Source organism: Cystobacter fuscus DSM 2262, from assembly GCF_000335475.2.
Taxonomy (GTDB): domain Bacteria; phylum Myxococcota; class Myxococcia; order Myxococcales; family Myxococcaceae; genus Cystobacter; species Cystobacter fuscus.
This window is the reverse complement of the sequence record NZ_ANAH02000066.1, coordinates 607,988-628,241: the sequence shown is the minus strand read 5'-3', so window position 1 is coordinate 628,241 and position 20,254 is coordinate 607,988. Positions and strand designations below refer to the sequence as shown.

Genomic DNA, 20,254 nt, shown 5'->3' with positions numbered 1-20,254 from the left:
CTTCGAGGTCATGTCCCGTCCACGGGGCGAGCACCTCCCCCGCCCCCTTTGGCCCGCGAACCCCGCGAGCTCGGCTGCCCGCTCACGCGGCGGGGCGTGAGGCGCGAACGAAGTGACGCGCGCGGGTGGGCACCTCGCCGAGCCGTTCCTAACGTTCACCAGCAAACGGGCCGGACGCTTGGAGCGTCCAGCATCAACCCATGGTGAAAGACGGCGTCGGCATCACGACGCGGAGACCTATAAGGGGCCGCCTCCATCTATGAGCGAAAGAATCGGAAGCACGGTCATCGAGAATGTGCGGCCGCAGCTGGACGCGGGCCGCTGGGCGGTGAAGCGGGTCGAGGGCGAGTCCCTCGTCGTGCAAGCGGACATCTTCAAGGAGGGACACGATGTCCTGGTGGCGGTGGTGCGCTGGAGGCAATCCGCGCCCAAGCCCCAGGCGACGGAGTGGGCCGAGATCCCCATGGTGGCCAAGGGCAACGACTTGTTCGAGGCCTCGGTGCCGCTCTTGAGCAACGGCCGCTACGAGTACACGGTGGAGGCCTGGCCGGACTTCTTCGCGACGTGGGTGTCCGAGCTCAAGCGCAAGGTGGACGCGGGCCGCGACGTGAAGAGCGAGCTGCTCGAGGGCGCCGCGATGCTGCGCGGCCACGCCGAGCGCGCCGAGAAGGCCGGCAGTCCCGAGCACGCCCGGCACTTCCTCGAGGCGGCGAAGCTCTTCGACGCGGGGATGAACCACCGCGCCATCGCCGCGGCCATGGACCCCACCCTGCTCCAGACGGCCTCGGCGTACGCGGACCGCTCGGTCGCCACGCGCTATGAGCGGGTGCTCGAGGTCTTCGTGGACCGGGAGAAGGCGCGCTACGGCTCCTGGTACGAGTTCTTCCCGCGCTCGGCGGTGCGCGACGGGCGCACGCACGGCACGTTCAAGGACGCGGAGAAGTGGCTGCCCTACGTGCGCGACATGGGCTTCGACGTCATCTACCTGCCGCCGGTGCACCCCATCGGCCTCAAGGCGCGCAAGGGCAAGAACAACAGCCTCACCGCCGGCCCCGACGACGTGGGCAGCCCCTGGGCCATCGGCGGCGCCGAGGGCGGCCACAAGGCCATCCACCCCCAGCTCGGCACGCTCGAGGACTTCGCGCGCTTCGTGAAGGAGGCCAACGCCCACGGCATCGAGATCGCCATGGATCTGGCCTATCAGTGCTCGCCGGACCACCCCTACGTGAAGGAACACCCCGAGTGGTTCCTCCACCGGCCCGACGGCACCATCAAGACGGCGGAGAACCCGCCCAAGCGCTACGAGGACATCGTCAACTTCGACTGGCTCGGCCCCGCGCGCGACACGCTGTGGCCGGAACTCAAGAGCGTCGTCATGCACTGGGTGAACCAGGGCGTGCGCATCTTCCGCGTGGACAACCCGCACACCAAGCCCATGCAGTTCTGGGCGTGGATGATCCGCGAGGTGCAGACCGAGCGCCCCGACGTCGTCTTCCTCGCCGAGGCGTTCACCCGCCCCAAGGTGATGAAGGCCCTGGCCAAGCTCGGCTTCCAGCAGTCGTACACCTACTTCACCTGGCGCAACTTCAAGCAGGAGATGGAGGAGTACCTGGAGGAGATCACGAGCCCGCCCGTGTCCGACTACATGCGCGGCAACCTCTGGCCCAACACGCCGGACATCCTCCCCGAGTTCCTCCAGCGCAGTGGCCCCGCGGGCTTCCGGCTGCGCGCCGCCATGGCCGCCACGCTCTCGAGCGTGTGGGGCATGTACTGCGGCTACGAGTTCTGTGACGGCACCCCCGTGGCGCCGGGCAAGGAGGAGTACCTCGACTCGGAGAAGTACCAGCTCAAGGCGTGGAATCCGGAGCAGCCGGGCAACATCCGCGACTACATCGCCCGGCTCAATGGCATCCGCCAGCGCCACCGCGCCTTCCAGCTCTACGACAACCTGCGCTTCTTCCCCTCGGAGAACGAGCAGGTCATGTCGTATCTCAAGCGCACCCCGGACGGCACGAGCCAGGTGCTGGTGGCGGTGAGCTTCGATCCCTTCAACGCGCAGGAATCCGTGCTGCACGTGCCCCTGGAGGAGTTGGGGATCGCCCCCGACGAGACGTACCAGGTGCATGAGTTGATGACGGACACGCGCGGCTTGTGGCAAGGACCCACGGCGCACGTGCGGCTCACGCCCGAGCAGCCCGCGTCGATCTGGGCCATCTACCGCTTCCGCCGCAGTGAGCAAGCGTTCGACTACTACGAATAAGGCCAAGGCTCCCCATCCATGACCCAGACGGACCCGCTCTGGTTTAAGAAAGCCGTCATCTACGAGCTCCACATCCGCGCCTTCCATGACTCCAATGGCGACGGACACGGGGACATCCCCGGGCTCATCGAGAAGCTGCCCTACCTGCAGGACCTGGGCATCACCTGCCTGTGGCTCCTGCCGCACTATCCCTCGCCCCTGAGGGATGACGGCTACGACATCGCGGACTTCTACGCGGTGCACCCGGACTACGGCACGCTCGCGGACTTCCAGCGCCTCATCGACGAGGCGCACAAGCGCGACATCCGCATCATCAGCGAGCTCGTCGTCAACCACACGAGCGACCAGCACGCCTGGTTCCAGGAGGCCCGGCGCGATCCGAAGAGCCCCAAGCGCGACTACTACGTCTGGAGCGACACGGACGACAAGTACAAGGGCGCGCGCATCATCTTCCTGGACACCGAGCGCTCCAACTGGACGTGGGATCCGGTGGCCAAGCAGTACTTCTGGCACCGCTTCTTCAGCCACCAGCCGGACCTCAACTACGACAACCCCGAGGTCCAGGAGGCCATGCTGGACGTCATGCGCTTCTGGCTGAACATGGGCGTGGACGGCTTCCGCTGCGACGCCGTGCCCTACCTGTTCGAGCGCGAGGGCACCAACTGCGAGAACCTCCCGGAGACGCACGCCTTCCTCAAGAAGCTGCGCAAGACGATCGACGCGGAGTACCCGGACAAGATGCTGCTGGCCGAGGCCAACCAGTGGCCCGCCGACGTGCGCGTCTACTTCGGCGAGGGCGACGAGTTCCACATGGGCTTCCACTTCCCCGTGATGCCCCGCCTGTTCATGGCGGTGCGCCGCGAGGACCGCACGCCCATCGTGGAGATCCTCCAGCAGACGCCGGACATCCCCGAGAACTGTCAGTGGGCCATCTTCCTGCGCAACCACGACGAGCTCACGCTGGAGATGGTGACGGACGAGGACCGGGACTACATGTACCGGGAGTACGCCACGGATCCGCGCATGCGCATCAACCTGGGCATCCGGCGGCGGCTCGCGCCGCTCATGGACAACGGGCGGCGGCGAATCGAGCTGATGCACAGCCTGCTGTTCACCCTGCCCGGCACCCCCGTCATGTACTACGGGGATGAAATCGGCATGGGGGACAACATCTACCTGGGCGATCGCAACGGGGTGCGCACCCCCATGCAGTGGACGAGCGATCGCAACGCGGGCTTCTCGCGCGCGGATGGCGCGCGCCTGTTCGCCCCCGTCATCGGCGACCCGGTGTATGGCTATCAGAGCATCAACGTGGAGGCCCAGGAGCGCACGCGCTCGTCGCTGCTCAGCTGGGTCAAGCGCCTCATCCGCGTGCGCCAGCGCTACCCCGCCTTCGCCATGGGCCAGCTGCGCTGGCTCAATCCGGACAACCGCAAGGTGCTCGCGTTCATGCGCGAGCACGAGGGGCAGTCCATCCTCATCGTCTGCAACCTGTCGCGCTTCGCGCAGCCCGGCGTGTTGGACCTGCGCGATTGGGAAGGACAGATTCCCGTGGAGCTCATGGGCGAGACGCCCTTCCCCATGATCTCCAGCCTGCCCTATCAGATAACCCTCGGACCCTACATGTTCCTGTGGTTCCGCCTCGAGAAGCCCGCTCCCGGGAGGGGAATGCCATGACGGCACCAATCGATCTGACGAAGCTCCCGGACTACCTGCGCGGCCAGCGCTGGTTCGCCGGCAAGGCCTGGCCCATCAAGTCCGTGTCCACCGTGGACCACGTCAACGTGGACCTGCCCGGCGACCGCTCCTTCACCCTCGCGGTGGTGGAGGTCCTCTACGAGCTGGGCTCGCCCGAGCGCTACCTGCTGCCCGTGCTCCCCTCCGAGGAGGGCGTGAAGGACGCCTTCGAGGACGCGGAGGTGCTGCGCGCCCTCTTCCAGCTCATCCGCGAGAAGCGCGAGCTGCCCAGCGCCTCCGGCAAGCTGGTGGGCGAGTGGCTCGACACGCCCGAGGGGCTCATCGCCCTGCCCTCTCCCCTGCCGGTGCGTCGGCTCCAGGTGGAGCAGAGCAACACCTCGGTGGTGGTGGGCGAGCAGCTCATCCTCAAGGTCATCCGCAAGCTCGAGGCCGGCATCAACCCCGAGTACGAGGTGGGCCGCTTCCTGGCGACGAAGACGTCCTTCCGCGCCACGCCCACGCTGCTCGGCGCGTTGCAGTCCGAGGGGCCCGCGGGGGCCACGCTCGCCGTGGTGCACCGCTTCATCCCCGACGTCACCGACGGCTGGCGCTACACCCTGGACTGCTTCCGTCAGGGCCCGCGCCTGTCGGACGCGGTCCTCAAGGACTTGCGCGTGCTCGGCGAGCGCCTGGGACAGTTGCACCACGCGCTCGCCTCCAACACGGAGGAGCCGGCGTTCGCCCCCGAGCCCCTGCTCGCCGAGGACGTGCAGCGCTGGAGCGCCTCCATCGTGGGGGAGATGGGCGTGACGCTCAGCCAGGCGGCGCGCCACTCGCCCGAGCTGGAGAACCGCCGCGAGGATCTCATCGGCCATGCGCGGCAGCTCGCGCACGTGCCGCCCTCGGGGCAGAAGATCCGCATCCATGGCGACCTGCACCTGGGTCAGGTGCTGCGCTCGGGAGGCGACTGGCTCCTGTTCGACTTCGAGGGCGAGCCGGGCCGCAGCTTCACCCAGCGGCGCGAGAAGTACTCGGCGCTGCGGGACGTGGCGGGCATGCTGCGCTCCTTCGACTACGCCGAGGCCACGGTGCGGCTGGAGGGCCAGCCCGAGGGGGAGCGCCTCCAGCCCGCGCGTCAGGCCTTCCTGGAGGGCTACCGCGCGGCCACCGCCGGGGCGGCCTTCCTGCCGCAGAGCGAGGCGAGCTTCACCGCGATGCTGGGCGCCTTCGAGCTGGAGAAGATGCTCTACGAGGTGCGCTACGAGCTACAGAACCGGCCGGACTGGGTGCGTATCCCCGTCGAGGCCCTCATGAGGATGGAGGTCCGCAAGTGAAGAAGCCAAACGAGCGGCAACAGGTGGACGCGGAGCTGCAGCAGATCGTCGAGTTGCGGCACGCCGAGCCCCACCGCGTGCTGGGCATCCACCCGGATGGAGACGGGGTGGTGGTGCGCACGTACCGCCCGGACGCGGTGGCGATCCACGTCCTGCCGGAGTTCGGCGGGCGCATCCCCATGACGAAGCGGGTGGACGGGGTGTTCGAGGCGCGCGTCAACGGAAAGACGGACGCCTTCAACTACCAGGTGGAGGTGGAGTACCCGGGCCAGAAGACGTTCACCCTGCGCGACCCCTACAGCTTCCTGCCCACGCTGGGAGATCAGGATCTGTACTACGCGGGCGAGGGCCGTCACGAGCAGTTGTGGAAGCGCATGGGGGCCCATCCCGTGCACCACAACGGCATCCACGGCGTGGCCTTCGCGGTGTGGGCGCCCACGGCCTCGAGCGTGTCCGTGGTGGGTGACTTCAACAGCTGGGACGGGCGGTTGCACCTCATGCGGCGCATGGGCTCCTCGGGCATCTGGGAGCTGTTCGTCCCCGAGGTCGGCGAGGGCACGCGCTACAAGTTCGAGATCCGCACCGGCCACGGCGGCCACCGCATCCTCAAGGCGGACCCCTTCGCCTTCCGCACCGAGGTCCCCCCCGCCACGGCCTCCGTGGTGCACAACCTGGATCAATACCAGTGGTCGGACGGGCAGTGGATGCAGGCGCGCGCCCACAAGGACGTGCACCGCGAGCCCTGGGCCGTCTACGAGCTGCACCTGGCCTCGTGGCGGCGCGTGATGGAGGACGGCGACCGCTCCCTCACCTACCGGGAGATGGCCACCGCGCTCACCGACTACGTGAAGAGGATGGGCTTCACCCACGTGGAGCTGATGCCCGTGGCGGAGCACCCCTTCGGCGGCTCCTGGGGCTATCAGGTGGGCAACTACTACGCGCCCACCGCTCGCTTCGGCCACCCGGATGACTTCCGCTTCCTCGTCAACCACCTGCACGAGAACGGCATCGGCGTCATCCTCGACTGGGTGCCCGGCCACTTCCCCCGGGATGCCCACGCGCTCGGCCAGTTCGACGGCACCGCCCTCTACGAGCACGCGGACCCGCGCCAGGGCTCGCAGCCGGACTGGGGCACCTACGTCTTCAACTTCGGCCGCAACGAGGTGCGCAACTTCCTCATCGCCAACGCGCTCTTCTGGCTCGAGGAGTACCACATCGACGGACTGCGCGTGGACGCCGTCGCCTCCATGCTCTACCTCGACTACAGCCGCAAGGCGGGCGAGTGGATCCCCAACCGCTGGGGGGGCCGCGAGAACGAGGAAGCCATCTCCTTCATGCGCGAGCTCAATGATCGCGTGCGCGCCAAGTACCCCGGCGCGGTGATGATCGCCGAGGAGTCCACGGCGTGGCCCAAGGTGAGCCAGCCCACGCAGGAGGGCGGCCTCGGCTTCCACTTCAAGTGGAACATGGGCTGGATGCACGACACGCTGATGTACTTCAGCAAGGATCCCATCTACCGCCAGCACCACCACAACCAGCTCACCTTCGGCCTGCTGTATGCCTTCAGCGAGCACTTCATGCTGCCCTTGAGCCATGACGAGGTGGTGCACGGCAAGGGCTCGCTCTACGGGAAGATGCCGGGAGACGACTGGCAGAAGCGCGCCAACCTGCGCTCGCTGCTCGCGTGGATGTGGGCACACCCGGGCAAGAAGCTGCTCTTCATGGGTGGCGAGTTCGGCCAGCCCCACGAGTGGAACAACGACAAGAGCCTGGACTGGCACCTGCTGGACCACCCGGGCCACGCTGGCATCCAGTCCATGGTGGCGGACATCAACCGGCTCTACCGCTCGCACCCCGCCCTGTACGACGCGGACAACGAGCCGCTCGGCTTCCAGTGGATCCAACCCGACTCGGCCGCCGTCAACGTGCTCGCCTTCGTGCGGCGCTCGCGCCAGCCGGGAGGCCACGTGGTGTGCATCGCCAACCTGTCGCCCATGCCCCAGGAGAACTACCGCGTGGGCTTCCCCCGGCACGGCAGCTACGTGGAGCTGCTCAACACGGACGCCGGCGAGTACGGCGGCTCCGGCATGGGCAACAAGGGCCGCATCCACACCGAGCCCCAGGGCTGGGACGGCCAGGACGCGTCGGCGGTGCTCACCCTGCCCCCGCTGTCCGTGCTCTGGTTCACCCCGGGGTAGGCGTCCCCCGTGGCTGCCCCCTGCTCGCTCCCCCGCCCCGGCCCCATTGCCGCGGCGCGGGGGGATGCGGACGCTATCCGGACCACGACTCCACACGACTCCGGAGGGCAGGATGACGGCGACCACGACAGCACTGCTGCAAGGGCACATGGCCCACCACTCGGCACTTCCCCTGCGGGCCACGTTGGGCTCGGCGATGCTCTACCACGGCATCACCAAGCTCCAGCCCGAGGGCCTGGAGCAGACGTCGCAGGTCTTCGAGAAGCTGGGCATCAAGCCCGGCCGCACCTGGGCGCTCCTGACGGGGTGGACCGAGGTCGCCGCCGGGGTGCTGTCTCTCCTGGGCATCGGCACGCGCGTGGCGGCCGTGTCCGTGCTGGTGACGCAGGCGGTGGCCATCGCCAAGGTGCATGGCCCCAACGGCTTCGACATCCAGCAGGGCGGCTACGAGTACAACCTGTCCCTCATGGCCGCGGCGCTGGGCCTGCTGCTGGGGGGCCCCGGGGGCCTGTCCGTCCACGAGGCGATCCAGCCCCGGAAGCGTCCGCGTCTGGCCCGGCTGCCCTGGCGGCACGCGGTGTCGCCCCGGCGCGAGCTCCTGACGCAATTGCTCGCCTGAGCGGGCGGTGAGGCAGGCAGGAAGCCCGGAGCAAGCCGCCTGCTAGAGTAGGAGCCCTCTGCCTGGGGGCTTCATGACGTCACGGGTACTCAATGCGCGCTGAGGCCTGGGCGCACGGGTGGGCGGCGCTGCTGGGGGCGGTGCTGCTCTCCACCGGCTGCGTCACGCTGGACCCGGCCGCTGACCTGGCGAGCTCGGACGAGGCACCCGCGGACGTCTCCTGTGGAGGACGGAGCGTGCCCGCGGGCTGGCCCGACTTCTCCTCCCACGACAGCGCCGCACTCCTCGCCCCCTTCCTCACGTGCAGCTCGCCCGCGGAGTACGTCGCCCTCCAGGTCCAATCCCATTTTCGCGAGAGCGGCCAGGTGTCCGTCCAGAGGGTCCGCCTCGTTTACGAGGGGGGCGAACTCAAACCCACTCGGGCGGCCGACTTGAAGGCGGCCCTGGAAGAAACCAAGAGCATGGTTCCGGGCGTGGAGGTGCTGTTCCAATGAAGGCGCTCGACTTCTACGCTTCGGGGGAAGAGGACTACCTCCGGCTTTCTTTCAACGGTGTCTTCGGCTCACGGGTAGCACTCAAGAGTGAATTGGAGCCGTTCTTCCGCACGCTTGAGGAGTACGCTGACGGATGGATGCCGGATGTCATCAAAGGCAAAAGGCAACGTCAGTACGCCCGCGCTGCCATCTGGAAGGCCCTGGAAGAGCGACGTGACGAGTGCCGCTACCCGGTTACCCTTGCATGAGCGCAGTGCCACGCTCGCTCCCGTGGAGCCCCGCTTCCACCCGGACGTGCTGGTGCGCCACCTCGGGGGCCAGTGGATTCCGCGCCAGAAGCTCGAGGAGGCGCAGGTGCTCGTGAGCCACCGCGTCTGGTTGCCCTTCCTTCGGGCCCAGCGCTCCATGACCTCGCGACAGGCGCTGCTCGACTATTCGCTCACCCAGCTCTACCGCGCGGCCGAGCGGCACCGCGGCTGAACAGAACCCACCCGGGGCGGCCTAGCAGCCGTCCTCCACGGACGAGTCCACCACGCGAAACCGGGTGCCCGTCCGGCTCTCGCGCGGGCGGGGCCCGGACAGGCGCCGCAACGTCTCCAGCATGTGCTGGGTGGCCTCGCGTCCCCGCCGCATCGACGCGAGCACCGTCCCGGCCCGCCCCGCGTACTCCAGGCACGACTCCAGCCAGTGCTTCACCAGCGGGTGCGGGCTGATCTCCAGGAACACCTGGTGCCCGCGCGAGATCAGCGCGCCCGTGGCCTCGCGGAACAACACCGGCTCGGTGAGGTTGCGCACCCAGTGCTCCGCGCCAAGCCGCCGCGCCGCCACGTCGCCCCCCGTCACCGTGGAGAACAGCGGCAGGCGCTCCGTCCGGGGACACAGGCCCTCGAGCCGCTCGCGCAGTTCCTCGCCGAAGGGCTCCACCTGGGGACAGTGCGCCGCCACCTCCGAGTCCACCCAGCGCGCCACCACGCCCTGCCGCCGCCAATGCGCCAGCGCCTGCTCCAGCACGAGCGGCTCCCCCGCCACCACCGTCCAGTCGGGGCTCGCGTGGATGACACGCCACAGCCGCCCCTCCAGCCCGGGCGGCGCTTCTCCCGCCCGCTCCCACGTCAGCCCCACCACCGCCATCGCCCCCCGGCCCCGCAGCCGCCCCATGGTGCGCCCCTGCTGGCAGATGACGCGCATGGCGTCCTCCAGCGACAGCACCCCGGCCACGTGCGCCGCCGCCACCTCGCCGATGCTGTGCCCCACCACCGCCGCCGGCTCCACGCCCCACGAGCGCCACAGCGCCGCCAGTGCCAGCTCCATCGCCACGATGGCCGGACAGCTCACCTCGATGTCCCCGAGCGACGCCTCCCGCCCCGTCACCGCCTCCAGCAACGACCACCCCAGGTGCCGGCGCACCTGCACGTCACACGCGCTCAGCACCATCTCGAAAACCGTCGAGCGCTCCAGCAGCTCCCTCCCCATCCCCACCCACTGCGACCCCTGCCCGGAAAACACGAACACCGGACCGAGCCGACTCGCCTCTCGTTCCGCATCATCCTCGTGACGCATCCGGGACTCCTCGGAGGACCATCCCAGACCCACTCCCGCATCGCAGGCCCCTTGGACTGCCCGTGAAGGTGGGTAAAGACAGACTCAGTGAAGTAATTCAGTACACGTGGATTTTTACCCCGGTTTTCCAGCCTCGTGAAGAAATTTTTCCGGAATCCGCGACTTATGGGGTTTCCGTCCGGGGGCCGACGAATTCGTTGGACATCGAGCCCTTCATGCCCCTGCTCGATCTGTAGCCCAGCAGGCAGGAATGTGTGCGTCGCCCCGCCATGGTCTGGCGCAGGATGTGAGAGAGCCGTAAAACGTCGAACCCATGCAGGTTCGCTACCAGTTGCTCGGCCCCCTCTTTCCAGGCGAAGGCGCCAACCGGCCCCATCTCGCCCTTTCCCTCGAGGAGGGCAAGCCCCCTCGACCCGTGGTGTTGATCTGGGCGCCTCCCGAGGTCGCCCAGGACGCCGCGGCGTTGGCGCGACTGCGCAAGGAGACGGAGCGCGCCGTCGTCTTCGAACACCCCAACATCCTCCGGGTGCACGCCCTGGTGTCCATCGACGGGCGCGTGGCCCGGGTGACGGAGTACGCCGACGGCGAGCCCCTGCGCCACGTGCTGGAGGGCTGTCCGCGGCTGCCGCCCCTGTTCGCCGCGCTCATCGCCATGGAGGCGGCCACGGGGGTCCATTACGCCCACGTGGCGGGCAACGACGACGGCACGCCCTACGTCCATGGAGATCTGCGTCCGGAGACGCTGATGATCTCCGCCCAGGGCCAGGTGAAGGTGACGGGCTACGGCGCGCTCGGAGTGGCGCCGCGCGAGAAGGATGGCCGCCGGGTGCGCAACCGCCGCCTGTACAGCGCGCCCGAGCAGTTGCTCGGCGGCCGCGAGGCCTCGTCCATCCCCACCGACGTGTTCCTCCTGGGCCTGCTGCTGCACGAGTGCCTCTCGGGGCGCAAACCCTTCCAGGACTCGATCGATCGGGACAAGGCCATCCTCTCGCGGCCGCTGCCGCCGCTGCCGGAGGACGTGCCGCTCGCCTACAACGAGATCATCCGCCGCGCCACGGCCAAGCGCTCCAAGGAGCGCTACCCGACGGCCCTCGCCTTCCGCGAGGCCCTGGAGGCGCTCGTGGGCGAGCCGCCCTCGCCCACCGCGCTCGCCGAGTTCCTCATCCGGCAGATTCCCCACGACAACGAGACGCGGCGCTTCCGCAAGGCGTTGATCGAACGGGGCCTGGCCGAGCTGGCCCAGAACACCCCTCCCGCGCTTCCCGCGCCCGTGGCCGCCGGCCACGCGGCTCCGCCTCCGGGGGCTCCCGTCCACGCGGCCCCGCCTCCGGGGACGCCCGTGTACGCGGCCCCTCTGCCGGGCACTCCCGGCTACGCGCCGCCCCCGCCAGGGACTCCCGGGTATGGGGTGCCCCCCCCCGCGTCCGCCATGCGCTCGCGCCTCGCGGTGGGCGCGCTCGCCTTCGCGGGCACGCTCTTCTTCGTGAGCGCCGTGGGCTTCATCTGGAAGAACGTCCAGCACGAGCCCGAGTACCTGGGCCCCGACGCGGGCGTGGCCGCCGACGTCAACACCCCGATGATCGTCGAGGAGGTGCCGGCGGCGCCGCCCGACGCCGGCGTGGCGGTGGCCCCGAGCGCGCCGCCCAAGGCGGGCTCCTCCGCGCCCCTCACGCCCGTGCAGATCTTCGTCACGCCCGAGGTGATGCTCTACGTCGATGGCCGCCAGGTGGGCCGCTCGCCCCAGACGGTGCCCATGACGCCCGGCCGCCACCTCATCTCCCTGGTCGATGCGACCCGGGGCCTGCGCACCGCGCGCAGCATCGACGTGCGCGCCACCCAGGAGAAGGTCCAGTTCAACATGCGGGTGAACCTGGGCTCCGTGCTCATCCTCGCCGAGTCGGGGGCCAAGGTCTTCCTGGATGGCCAACCCCTGGGCGTGGCCCCCCTGGCCGAGTACCCCGTCTTCGAGGGCGAGCACCACGTGCGCGTCATCAACCCGAACAAGAGCGTCCAGGAGCGGGACTTCGTCATGCCGGGCTCCCCTCCCGGTGAGCGCATCGTGCTCAACGCGAAGACCTCCGACGGCAGCGAGGGCGTCGCGAGCGAAGCCGGGGAGTGAAGTGCGAGGCCTCCGCCATGCGTCGTCATGGCAGGAGGCCAGGGAGGCGGGGTAAAGAGGGCGGATGGCGGGCGAGAGAATCGCTGAACGTGTCTCCGTACACCTGCGGCGGTTGTCTCGCGTTCATGGCGCGGTGGTGATGGCGGTGGGGCTCGTGGTCCTCACCGCGTGGGTGTTCGACCTGCCCTCGCTCAAGGGGCTGCGGCCGGGCCTGCCCACCATGAAGGCCAACACGGCCCTGTGCTTCATCCTCTCGGGAGCGGCCCTGCTGATCGCCGGCCTCACGCGCCCGCCGCCCGCGCTGCGGCGCGCCTCGGTGGCGAGCGCGGTGCTCGTGGTCCTCATCAGCTCCCTGACGCTCGTGCAGTACGTCCTGGACGTGAACCTGGGCCTGGACGAGCTGCTCGTGGTGGACCCCGCGCGCCACGTGGAGCTCGGCTACCCGGGACGCATGGCCCCCAACACCACCCTGTGCTTCCTGCTGCTCGGGGTGGCGCTCCTGTGTCTCGAGGTGGAGACGCGGGTGGTGGGCTGGCCCTCACAGTACCTCGCCGCGCTCGTGGGCGTCATCGCCCTGGTGGGCCTGGCGGGCTACCTCTATGGGCAACAAGAGTTCACCGGCGTCGCGCGCTACACGCAGATGGCGGTGCACACCACGGTGTGCTTCCTGCTGCTGGCGCTCGGCGTTTTCGAGGCCCGCTCCACCCGGGGGTTCATGCGGGTCGTCTCCGGCCCGGGTCTGGGGGGAGCGCTCGCGCGCTGGCTGCTGCCGCCGGCGTTCGTGCTGCCCATCCTCATCGGGGGCGTGGTGCTCTGGGCCTACCACTCCGCGGCCTTCCCCCTCCCCTTCGCCCTGGCACTCATCGCCTCGGGCAACGTGATGATCTTCACCGTGCTGGTGTGGGCGGCCGGGTTCGCGCTGGACCGGGCCGAATCCCAGCGCCTGCGCATCGAGGAGGAACGCATCAGCCTCCAGGCCCGGGAGCAGGCCGCGCGCGACGAGGCCGCCGCCCAGCAGCGCGAGCGCACCCGGGCGGAGAACGCCGAGCGCGACGCCCAGCGCGCCGTGCGTGAGCGCGAGGACATCCTCGCCGTGGTGAGTCATGACTTGAAGAATCCGCTGAGCAGCATCGGCATGAGCACCCGGCTGCTGCGCCGGCTGCTTCCCGAGGGCGAGCTCGGCGAGCGGATGCGCAAGCACACCCACACCATCGAGCGCTCGGTGGAGCGGATGGATCGGCTCATCCGGGATCTGCTCGACATGGCCAGCCTCCAGGCGGACCAGGTGAAGCTGAACCTGGCGTCCCACGACGTGGAGGAGCTGGTGCGCGAGGGCCTGCTGCTGCTCGAGCCGCTGGCCGTGGAGGCCTGCATCGAGCTGCGCACGCGGCTGCCCGCGGAGCGCTGCCAGGTGCGCTGCGATCGGGATCGCTTCTTCCAGGTGTTGAGCAACCTGGTGGGCAACGCGCTCAAGTTCACCCCCGAGCAGGGCACGGTGACGGTGGAGGTGGTGCCCGAGGCGTCCGCCGTGCGCTTCCTGGTGCATGACACCGGCCCGGGCATTCCCGCCGAGGCGCTGCCCCACCTCTTCGAGCGCTTCTGGCGCGTGGAGGGCACGGGCAAGAAGGGCACGGGGCTGGGCCTCGCCATCAGCCGGGGGCTCGTGGAGGCCCAGGGGGGCACCCTGGACGTGCGCAGCGAGGAGGGCCGGGGCAGCACCTTCTGCTTCACCCTGCCCCGGGTGTCCGTGCCCGCCCCCCCGGGGTGAGCCGGCGGGCGGGGCATGCGATGGTCCTCCTCCCGGCCACCCGGCCGCGCCCCAAGGAGTCCCCCGCATGAAGAGCCGTTCGTCGCTGTCCCTCCTGCTTCTGCTGCTGCTCGCCTCGTGGAGCGCGAGCGCCCGTGCCGCCGAGGTCGTGGTGTGGCACGGCTACCGCGCCGCCGAGCGCACCGCCCTGGAGAAGGTCGTCGCCGCGTACAACGCCGCCCAGGGCGAGTCCGGCACGCGGGTGAAGCTGCTCGCCATCCCCTCGGATGCCTTCACGGACAAGATCTCCGCCACCCTGTCGCGCGGCGTGGGCCCGGACGTCTTCGTCTTCCCGCAGGACCGGCTCGGCGGCTGGGTGGAGGGCGGCGCGCTGCTCGAGCCGCTCGACTTCTTCCTGGAGCCCGCCGTGCGCGAGCGCTACGTGCCGGGCACCCTCGAGGCGATGACCTACCGGGGCTCCGTCTACGCCCTGCCCCTGAACTTCAAGGCCATCACCCTCATCTACAACAAGAAGCTCCTGCCCACCCCGCCGCGCACCACGGGCGAGATGCTCGCCGCGTGCAAGGCATTGCGCGCGAAGACGCCGGACAAGTCGAGCTTCTGCCTCGCCTACCCGTACACGGACTTCTACTACCACGCGGCCCTGATGCATGCCTTTGGTGGGCGCGTGTTCGATCCGGGCCCCCAGGTGCGGCTAGACGCGCCGGAGAACGTCAAGTCCCTGGAGCAACTCCTGCGCTGGACGTCCCAGGAAGGCCTGTTGCCGGCCGAACCCTCCACGGCGCTCGTCACGAGCCTGTTCAACGAGGGCAAGGCGGCGCTCGTCTTCTCCGGCCCCTGGTTCGTCGGGGAGATCGCCCAGGGCATCGACTACGGGCTGGCGCCGCTGCCCACCGTGGACGAGGCGGGTGGCAAGCCGCTCAAGCCGTGGATGACGGTGGAGGGCGTGGGCATCTCCTCGCACTCGGCGAACAAGGACGCCGCCTATGACTTCGTGCGCTACCTCACCGGCCCCGAGGGCGCGCGCCTCATGGCCACCCAGGGCCGGCAGAACCCCGCCTTCGCGTCCGTCTACGAGGACAAGGCCATTGGCGCGGACCCCGTGCTCGCCGCCATCCGCGAGCAGGCCAAGACGGCCCTGCCCATGCCCAACCTGCCGGAGATGACCATGGTCTGGTCCCCGGCGGCCTCGGCCATGAACGCCGTGCTCCACAAGCTCGCCACGCCCAAGGCCGCGCTGGACGAGGCCCAGCGCACCGTCCAGAAGAGCGTCACGGCCCTGCGGCGGGGCGCCAAGGCCCCGGCCGAGGCTCCGGCTCCGGCCAAGGCTCCGGCGCCCGCGAGGAAGTGAGCGCGGGCGGGCGGCGCGTCAGCTCAGGGTGAAGGACACCGTGCCCACGCCCTCGATGCCGCCCTCCACGCGGTCTCCGCGCGACAGGGGGCCCACACCGTGGGGCGTGCCGGTGAAGATCAGGTCTCCCGGCTCCAGCCGCCACAGCTGCGACGCCTTGGCGATGATCTCCGCCACGTTCCAGATCATGTCCGCGAGCTGGCCGTCCTGCTTCGTCTGGCCATTCACGTCGAGGTAGATGCGCCCCGTGGGCAGTCCCCCGCCCTCGGCCCGGCGCAGCACGCCGATGGGCGCCGAGGCATCGAAGCCCTTGGCCGCGTCCCACGGGCGCCCCTCCTTCTTCGCCGCGGCCTGCAAGTCCCTCCGGGTGAGATCCACCCCCACCGCGTAGCCGTACACCAGGCCCAGCGCCTGCTCGGGCGTGACGTTGACGCCACCGCCCTTGAGCGCCACCACCAGCTCGATCTCGTGGTCGAGCCGCTCGGTGGCGGACGGATAGGGAATGGGCTCACCCGGTACGCGCACCGCGTCGGCCGGCTTGGAGAAGAAGAACGGCGGCGCGCGCGTGGGATCCCCTCCCATCTCCCGGGCGTGGGCGCCGTAGTTCTGGCCCACGCAGTAGATGCGGCGGACGGGGAAGCGGGCCGAGGTGCCCTCGATGGGCAGGCTGGGACGCTCGGCGGGAGCGATGACGAAGTCGGTGGCTTGGCTCATGGCCCCTACGATTAACGCGCCGAGCACCCCCGGCGAAAGCAAATGCCCACCCGGGGTGTCCAGTCCACCACCCGGGTGGGCGCCCGCTCAGCGCGGAGAGCCCTGCTCCATCACGTGGGCCTGCGCCGCGGCCAGGGCCGTCATGTTGACGATGCCACGTGCCGTCACGCGCGGCACGAGCACCTGGATGGGCTTGGAGATGCCCAGGAGCAACGGTCCCACCAGCAGCGCCTCGGTGGCCGCGGACAAGAGCGTCATGGCGATGTTGGCCGCGTCCAGCGTGGGCATGACGAGCAGGTTGGCCGAGCCCGTCAGCGGGCTGTGGGACACGAGCCGGTGGCGCAGCGTCTCACTGAGCGCCGCGTCGGCGTGCATCTCGCCGTCGACCTCGAGCTCCGGGGCGCGCTGGCGCACCAGCTTGAGCGCCTGGCGCATCTTGATGGCGGACTGGGAGTTGCCGGCGCCGAAGCTCGAGTGCGACAGCAGCGCGGCCTTGGGGGTGACGCCGAAGCGGCGCACGGCATCGGCGGCCAGCAGCGTCATCTCGGCGATCTGCTCGGCGGTGGGATCGATGTTGACGTGGGTGTCGCAGAAGAACAGCGCGCCGTTCTGCAGGATGAGGGCCGAGAGCGCGTAGATGCGGCCCACGTCCTGGCGCTTGGGGATGATGGGCAGCACGTACGTCATGTGCCGGCCCCAGTCATCCCGGCCGCCACACAGCGTCGCGTCGACCTGGCCCGACTCCAGGAGCATGGCGGCGGCCACCGTGGGCCGGCGCACCACCCGGCGCGCGGCGGCGTCGAGCGGCACGCCCTTGCGATCCACCAGTGTCTGGTAGCGCTTGATGAGCGGCTGGATGACGTCGGTGTCCTCGTTCGGATCCACCACGCGCACGTCCCGGCCGATCTCCAGCCGCAGCCCCAGCTCCTTGATGCGCTCGGTGATGACCCGGCGCCGGCCGATGAGCACGGGCTGGGCGATCTGCTCGTCCACCACGCTCTGCACCGCGCGCAGCACGCGATCATCCTCCCCTTCCGCGTACGCCACGCGCCGGGGCGTGCGGCGGGCCACCTCGAACACCGGCCGCATGAGCTGACCCGAGCGGTAGACGAACAGCTCCAGGTCGTGCTGGTAGGCCTCGAAGTTCGCGATGGGCCGGCGCGCCACGCCCGAGTCCATGGCCGCCTTGGCCACCGCCGGGGCGATCTTCAGGATGAGCCGCGGGTCGAACGGCTTGGGGATGATGTACTTGGGCCCGAAGACGTGCGCCGCGCCGCCATAGGCCTGGGCCACCACCTCGTTGGCCTCCACCCGGGCGAGCTCCGCGATGGCCTCGGCGGCCGCGCGCTTCATGGGCTCGTTGATCTCCGTGGCGCCCACGTCCAGCGCGCCGCGGAAGACGAAGGGGAAGCACAGGACGTTGTTGACCTGGTTGGGGAAGTCCGAGCGGCCCGTGGCGACGATGGCGTCGGGGCGGGCCTCCATGGCGGCGTCCGGGCGGATCTCCGGCTCGGGGTTGGCGAGCGCGAGGATGATGGGCTTGGGGGCGAGCAGGTGCAGCCACTCGGCCTTGAGCACGCGCGGCGCGGACAGGCCCAGGAACACGTCCGCCCCGCCGAGCACCTCGGGCAGGGTGCGCGCGGTGGTCTTGTGCGCGTAGCGGGCCATGTTGGGCGCCATCTCGTCGCCCCGGTCCGCGTGGACCACGCCCTTGATGTCCGTGAGGGTGACGTTGGCGACGGGCAGCCCCATCTCCACGAGCAGGTCCACGCACGCGAGCGCCGCGGCGCCCGCGCCGGAGGTGACGAGCTTGATCTCCTCGAGCTTCTTGCCCTGGAGCACGAGCCCGTTGCGGATGGCGGCCGCGCACACGATGGCGGTGCCGTGCTGGTCGTCATGGAAGACGGGGATCTTCATGCGCGCGCGCAGGGCACGCTCGATGACGAAGCACTCGGGGGCCTTGATGTCCTCGAGGTTGATGCCACCGAAAGTGGGCTCGAGCGAGGAGACCACGTCCACGAAGCGCTCGGGGTCGGTGGCGTCCACCTCGATGTCGAAGACGTCGATGCCGGCGAACTTCTTGAAGAGGACGGCCTTGCCCTCCATGACGGGCTTGCCGGCGAGCGGACCGATGCTGCCCAGGCCCAGCACGGCGGTGCCGTTGGTGATGACGCCCACGAGGTTGCCGCGGGCCGTCAGGTCGCGCGCGGCATCGGGGTCGGCGACGATCGCCTCGCACGCGGCCGCCACGCCGGGGGAGTAGGCCAGTGCCAGGTCGCGCTGGGTGGCCATGCGCTTGGTCGGCTCGATCGTCAGCTTTCCGGGCCGGGGCAGCCGGTGGTAGTCGAGCGCCGCTTTGCGAAAATCCTCGTCCATCGCCATCGCTTCGTGTCCTCGGTTCTACGGTCGGAAGGCCCTCGCCTCGCGGCGCCGGGCCTGCGGAAGCCCTTCAGTGTAGCCGTGAGGCGACTCGCGGCCCCTGCATAACAGCGCCCAGGAGGGCTCTCGGGCGCAACGGGGGCATAAGCCGCGCTGACAGCGGCGTGGGGCCGTGATGACGCGGTGCGTCCTGACGGAGGACGACAGCAACCCCGCTGGGAGCGCATCGCGTGGAGGGTCGCGATCGTGGGGACAGCAACGGACACGGGCGCATGCGCGTGATGACGGCGACCCTGGGCTTTTCCAATCTCCAGAACACGCACGAGAGGTGCGGAGAGGGAGGCAACCATGGTGCCTAGACAACCGTCTTCTCTTCAAATGCCGTCATTCCTTCATGGCACCCGCTCCACGGTCCACCAGAAGGCGCGGAAAGAGGGGGAACGTTGCGGCGAGCAGTACCTCAAGAACGGTTCCTTCCTTCCTCCACGTCAGATGCTGGAGGTGCCTCCCGGAGAAGTGGTGCTGGTTGAATGGGATAAGCAGCTCCAGACGCAATAGAGCACGGGAGCTGCCCATGCTGCTGCCTGACGAGGATGTCTAGCTTGAGTCCTTGGGATTGTTCCGGTGCCTCATTCACGGCCCGACGGATTGTGGCAGCCTCCTGGGTTTGGCGACCGGCACGTAGCACTTGCCCTGGTACTCGGCCTCATTCGTGTCGTCACACGGAGGCTTTTGAGCAGTCTCCACCCAGCACCCCCCGTTGATCTCCACGATGGTCTTCCTGCCCGTGCAGGGAGCCGCCATCTGACTGGGGAAGGGCACCTTGGGCATGGGATAGGCGGGAGCCGTCGGCTCCGCCGCCGCGAGGTCGACGAGGGACGGAGTCTCCTCGCGTGAGGCGGTCTCCGTAGTCGGCGCCCGGCCGTAGGGCGATGGGCTCGTGGAGAGACTCGCCAGTAGCCACACGCCCAGGCCGAGCATCAGCCCCCTCCAGCTTGCGACGGCGTGCCCCGTGCGCTGGTCTCCGGTGGGGCGTGAGGGGAGCTGACCCGAGGCGAGGTGAGCACGGAGCCGCTCACTGTCCTGCACGCGGGTCACCGCGGCACTCGTGAGCACGAGCAGGTCCGCCAGTTCCGCGACAGGCATCGACGCGGGCGCTTCCTCCACCCGCACGGTCACCGCGACCGGCTCCGGCTCACACAAGAGACTCACCCGCCAGGGCCCCTCGGGCCGCCATTCCACGCGCTCGGTGGGCAGCAGTTGCAGCACCGCCTTGCCCGTCTCCACATCCCAGGCGTCGTGAAGGCGGCCCAGTTCGGGCCCCACCTCGTCGTAGGCACCGCCCCGCTCGAAGGGCCCCCTCCCTCCCCCCTTCCCGCTCGTCTCGTTCGCCACGTGGTTCCCTCCCCGCTCGACGCCCAGCAGACCGGATTTGACCTGTCGAGTCAAGCTCGAGCGCAGGTCCTCCAGGGTGGTACTTTCCGTCGGCGAACGACAACCTCCTGGTCGCCACGGCGCGGCACAGCGGCCGGACTCTTCACCAGTGGTGATGTTGCCGCTCGATGAGGAGGGCTGGGCGGATATCCGGGACACCCTGGCGCCACCTCCTGGGGATGCCGTCCTGGATGAGCAGGCGGAGGAGTCTTTTCTCAAGCAGAAGGTGAAGGAGCAGTTCGACCGCACGGTGGAACTCTCGGTCGGAGCCACGGGTGTCACTGGTTACGGCTTCTTCTATTGCGTGCTGACTCTCCATGGACACGGTGGGCGGGCCTGATCCTCGC

Annotated in this window: 15 protein-coding genes and 1 pseudogene; 12 read left to right on the top strand and 4 right to left on the bottom strand. The window is 69.5% G+C overall.

Features of this window, described 5'->3' with window-relative positions; all coding sequences use genetic code 11:
- Positions 1 to 259: 259 nt before the first annotated feature.
- The 8 genes and pseudogenes from D187_RS43250 to D187_RS58555 form a co-directional block, all read left to right on the top strand.
- A complete protein-coding gene (locus tag D187_RS43250; protein WP_002620891.1) occupies positions 260 to 2,260 on the top strand; it encodes an alpha-1,4-glucan--maltose-1-phosphate maltosyltransferase in 2,001 nt (666 codons plus the stop codon).
- An 18-nt stretch (positions 2,261 to 2,278) separates the two neighbouring features.
- Positions 2,279 to 3,937: a maltose alpha-D-glucosyltransferase gene (treS, locus tag D187_RS43245; RefSeq protein WP_002620889.1), complete on the top strand. Its 1,659-nt coding sequence runs from the start codon at positions 2,279 to 2,281 to the stop codon at positions 3,935 to 3,937.
- On the top strand, positions 3,934 to 5,271 hold the full coding sequence (locus D187_RS43240) for a phosphotransferase (protein WP_002620886.1): 1,338 nt from the start codon (positions 3,934 to 3,936) through the stop codon (positions 5,269 to 5,271). The genes treS and D187_RS43240 overlap by 4 nt, the downstream gene beginning before the upstream one ends.
- Complete coding sequence (gene glgB / locus D187_RS43235; protein ID WP_002620884.1) at positions 5,268 to 7,469, top strand: 1,4-alpha-glucan branching protein GlgB; 2,202 nt, start codon at positions 5,268 to 5,270, stop codon at positions 7,467 to 7,469. Before D187_RS43240 ends, glgB begins: the two co-directional genes overlap by 4 nt.
- A gap of 112 nt (positions 7,470 to 7,581) precedes the next feature.
- On the top strand, positions 7,582 to 8,088 hold the full coding sequence (locus D187_RS43230) for a DoxX family protein (protein WP_002620882.1): 507 nt from the start codon (positions 7,582 to 7,584) through the stop codon (positions 8,086 to 8,088).
- Positions 8,089 to 8,180: 92 nt separating this feature from the next.
- Positions 8,181 to 8,582, top strand: coding sequence for a hypothetical protein (locus D187_RS43225; RefSeq protein WP_002620880.1), 402 nt, complete (start codon positions 8,181 to 8,183; stop codon positions 8,580 to 8,582).
- On the top strand, positions 8,579 to 8,830 hold the full coding sequence (locus D187_RS58560) for a hypothetical protein (RefSeq protein ID WP_002620877.1): 252 nt from the start codon (positions 8,579 to 8,581) through the stop codon (positions 8,828 to 8,830). Before D187_RS43225 ends, D187_RS58560 begins: the two co-directional genes overlap by 4 nt.
- Positions 8,831 to 8,873: 43 nt before the next feature.
- A pseudogene (locus D187_RS58555) lies at positions 8,874 to 9,062 on the top strand (hypothetical protein); the annotation flags it as partial.
- A 21-nt stretch (positions 9,063 to 9,083) separates the two neighbouring features.
- Here D187_RS58555 and D187_RS43210 read toward each other — a convergent pair.
- A complete protein-coding gene (locus D187_RS43210) occupies positions 9,084 to 10,142 on the bottom strand; it encodes an acyltransferase domain-containing protein (RefSeq protein ID WP_002620875.1) in 1,059 nt (352 codons plus the stop codon).
- Between the two features lie 313 nt (positions 10,143 to 10,455).
- On the opposite strand from D187_RS43210, the gene D187_RS43205 reads away from it, so the two are divergent.
- From D187_RS43205 to D187_RS43195, 3 genes are all read left to right on the top strand, one after another.
- Complete coding sequence (locus tag D187_RS43205) at positions 10,456 to 12,261, top strand: serine/threonine protein kinase (protein ID WP_063725082.1); 1,806 nt, start codon at positions 10,456 to 10,458, stop codon at positions 12,259 to 12,261.
- Between the two features lie 64 nt (positions 12,262 to 12,325).
- Positions 12,326 to 14,029 (top strand): sensor histidine kinase, encoded by a 1,704-nt coding sequence (locus D187_RS51255; protein WP_002620872.1) that lies wholly within the window; start codon positions 12,326 to 12,328, stop codon positions 14,027 to 14,029.
- Between the two features lie 67 nt (positions 14,030 to 14,096).
- Positions 14,097 to 15,380: a sugar ABC transporter substrate-binding protein gene (locus D187_RS43195; protein ID WP_002620871.1), complete on the top strand. Its 1,284-nt coding sequence runs from the start codon at positions 14,097 to 14,099 to the stop codon at positions 15,378 to 15,380.
- Between the two features lie 18 nt (positions 15,381 to 15,398).
- Here D187_RS43195 and D187_RS43190 read toward each other — a convergent pair whose 3' ends face one another.
- The 3 genes from D187_RS43190 to D187_RS51250 form a co-directional block, all read right to left on the bottom strand.
- Positions 15,399 to 16,094, bottom strand: a complete 696-nt coding sequence (locus tag D187_RS43190; RefSeq protein ID WP_002620870.1) for a fumarylacetoacetate hydrolase family protein — start codon at positions 16,092 to 16,094, stop codon at positions 15,399 to 15,401.
- A gap of 87 nt (positions 16,095 to 16,181) precedes the next feature.
- Positions 16,182 to 18,476, bottom strand: a complete 2,295-nt coding sequence (locus D187_RS43185; protein WP_002620869.1) for an NADP-dependent malic enzyme — start codon at positions 18,474 to 18,476, stop codon at positions 16,182 to 16,184.
- A gap of 630 nt (positions 18,477 to 19,106) precedes the next feature.
- A complete protein-coding gene (locus D187_RS51250) occupies positions 19,107 to 19,868 on the bottom strand; it encodes a hypothetical protein (RefSeq protein ID WP_002620867.1) in 762 nt (253 codons plus the stop codon).
- A gap of 154 nt (positions 19,869 to 20,022) precedes the next feature.
- Between D187_RS51250 and D187_RS43170 the strand changes: the two genes are divergently transcribed.
- Positions 20,023 to 20,247 carry a hypothetical protein gene (locus D187_RS43170; RefSeq protein WP_211241641.1) on the top strand — a complete coding sequence of 75 codons (225 nt, stop codon included), beginning with the start codon at positions 20,023 to 20,025 and terminating at the stop codon, positions 20,245 to 20,247.
- Positions 20,248 to 20,254 lie beyond the last annotated feature (7 nt).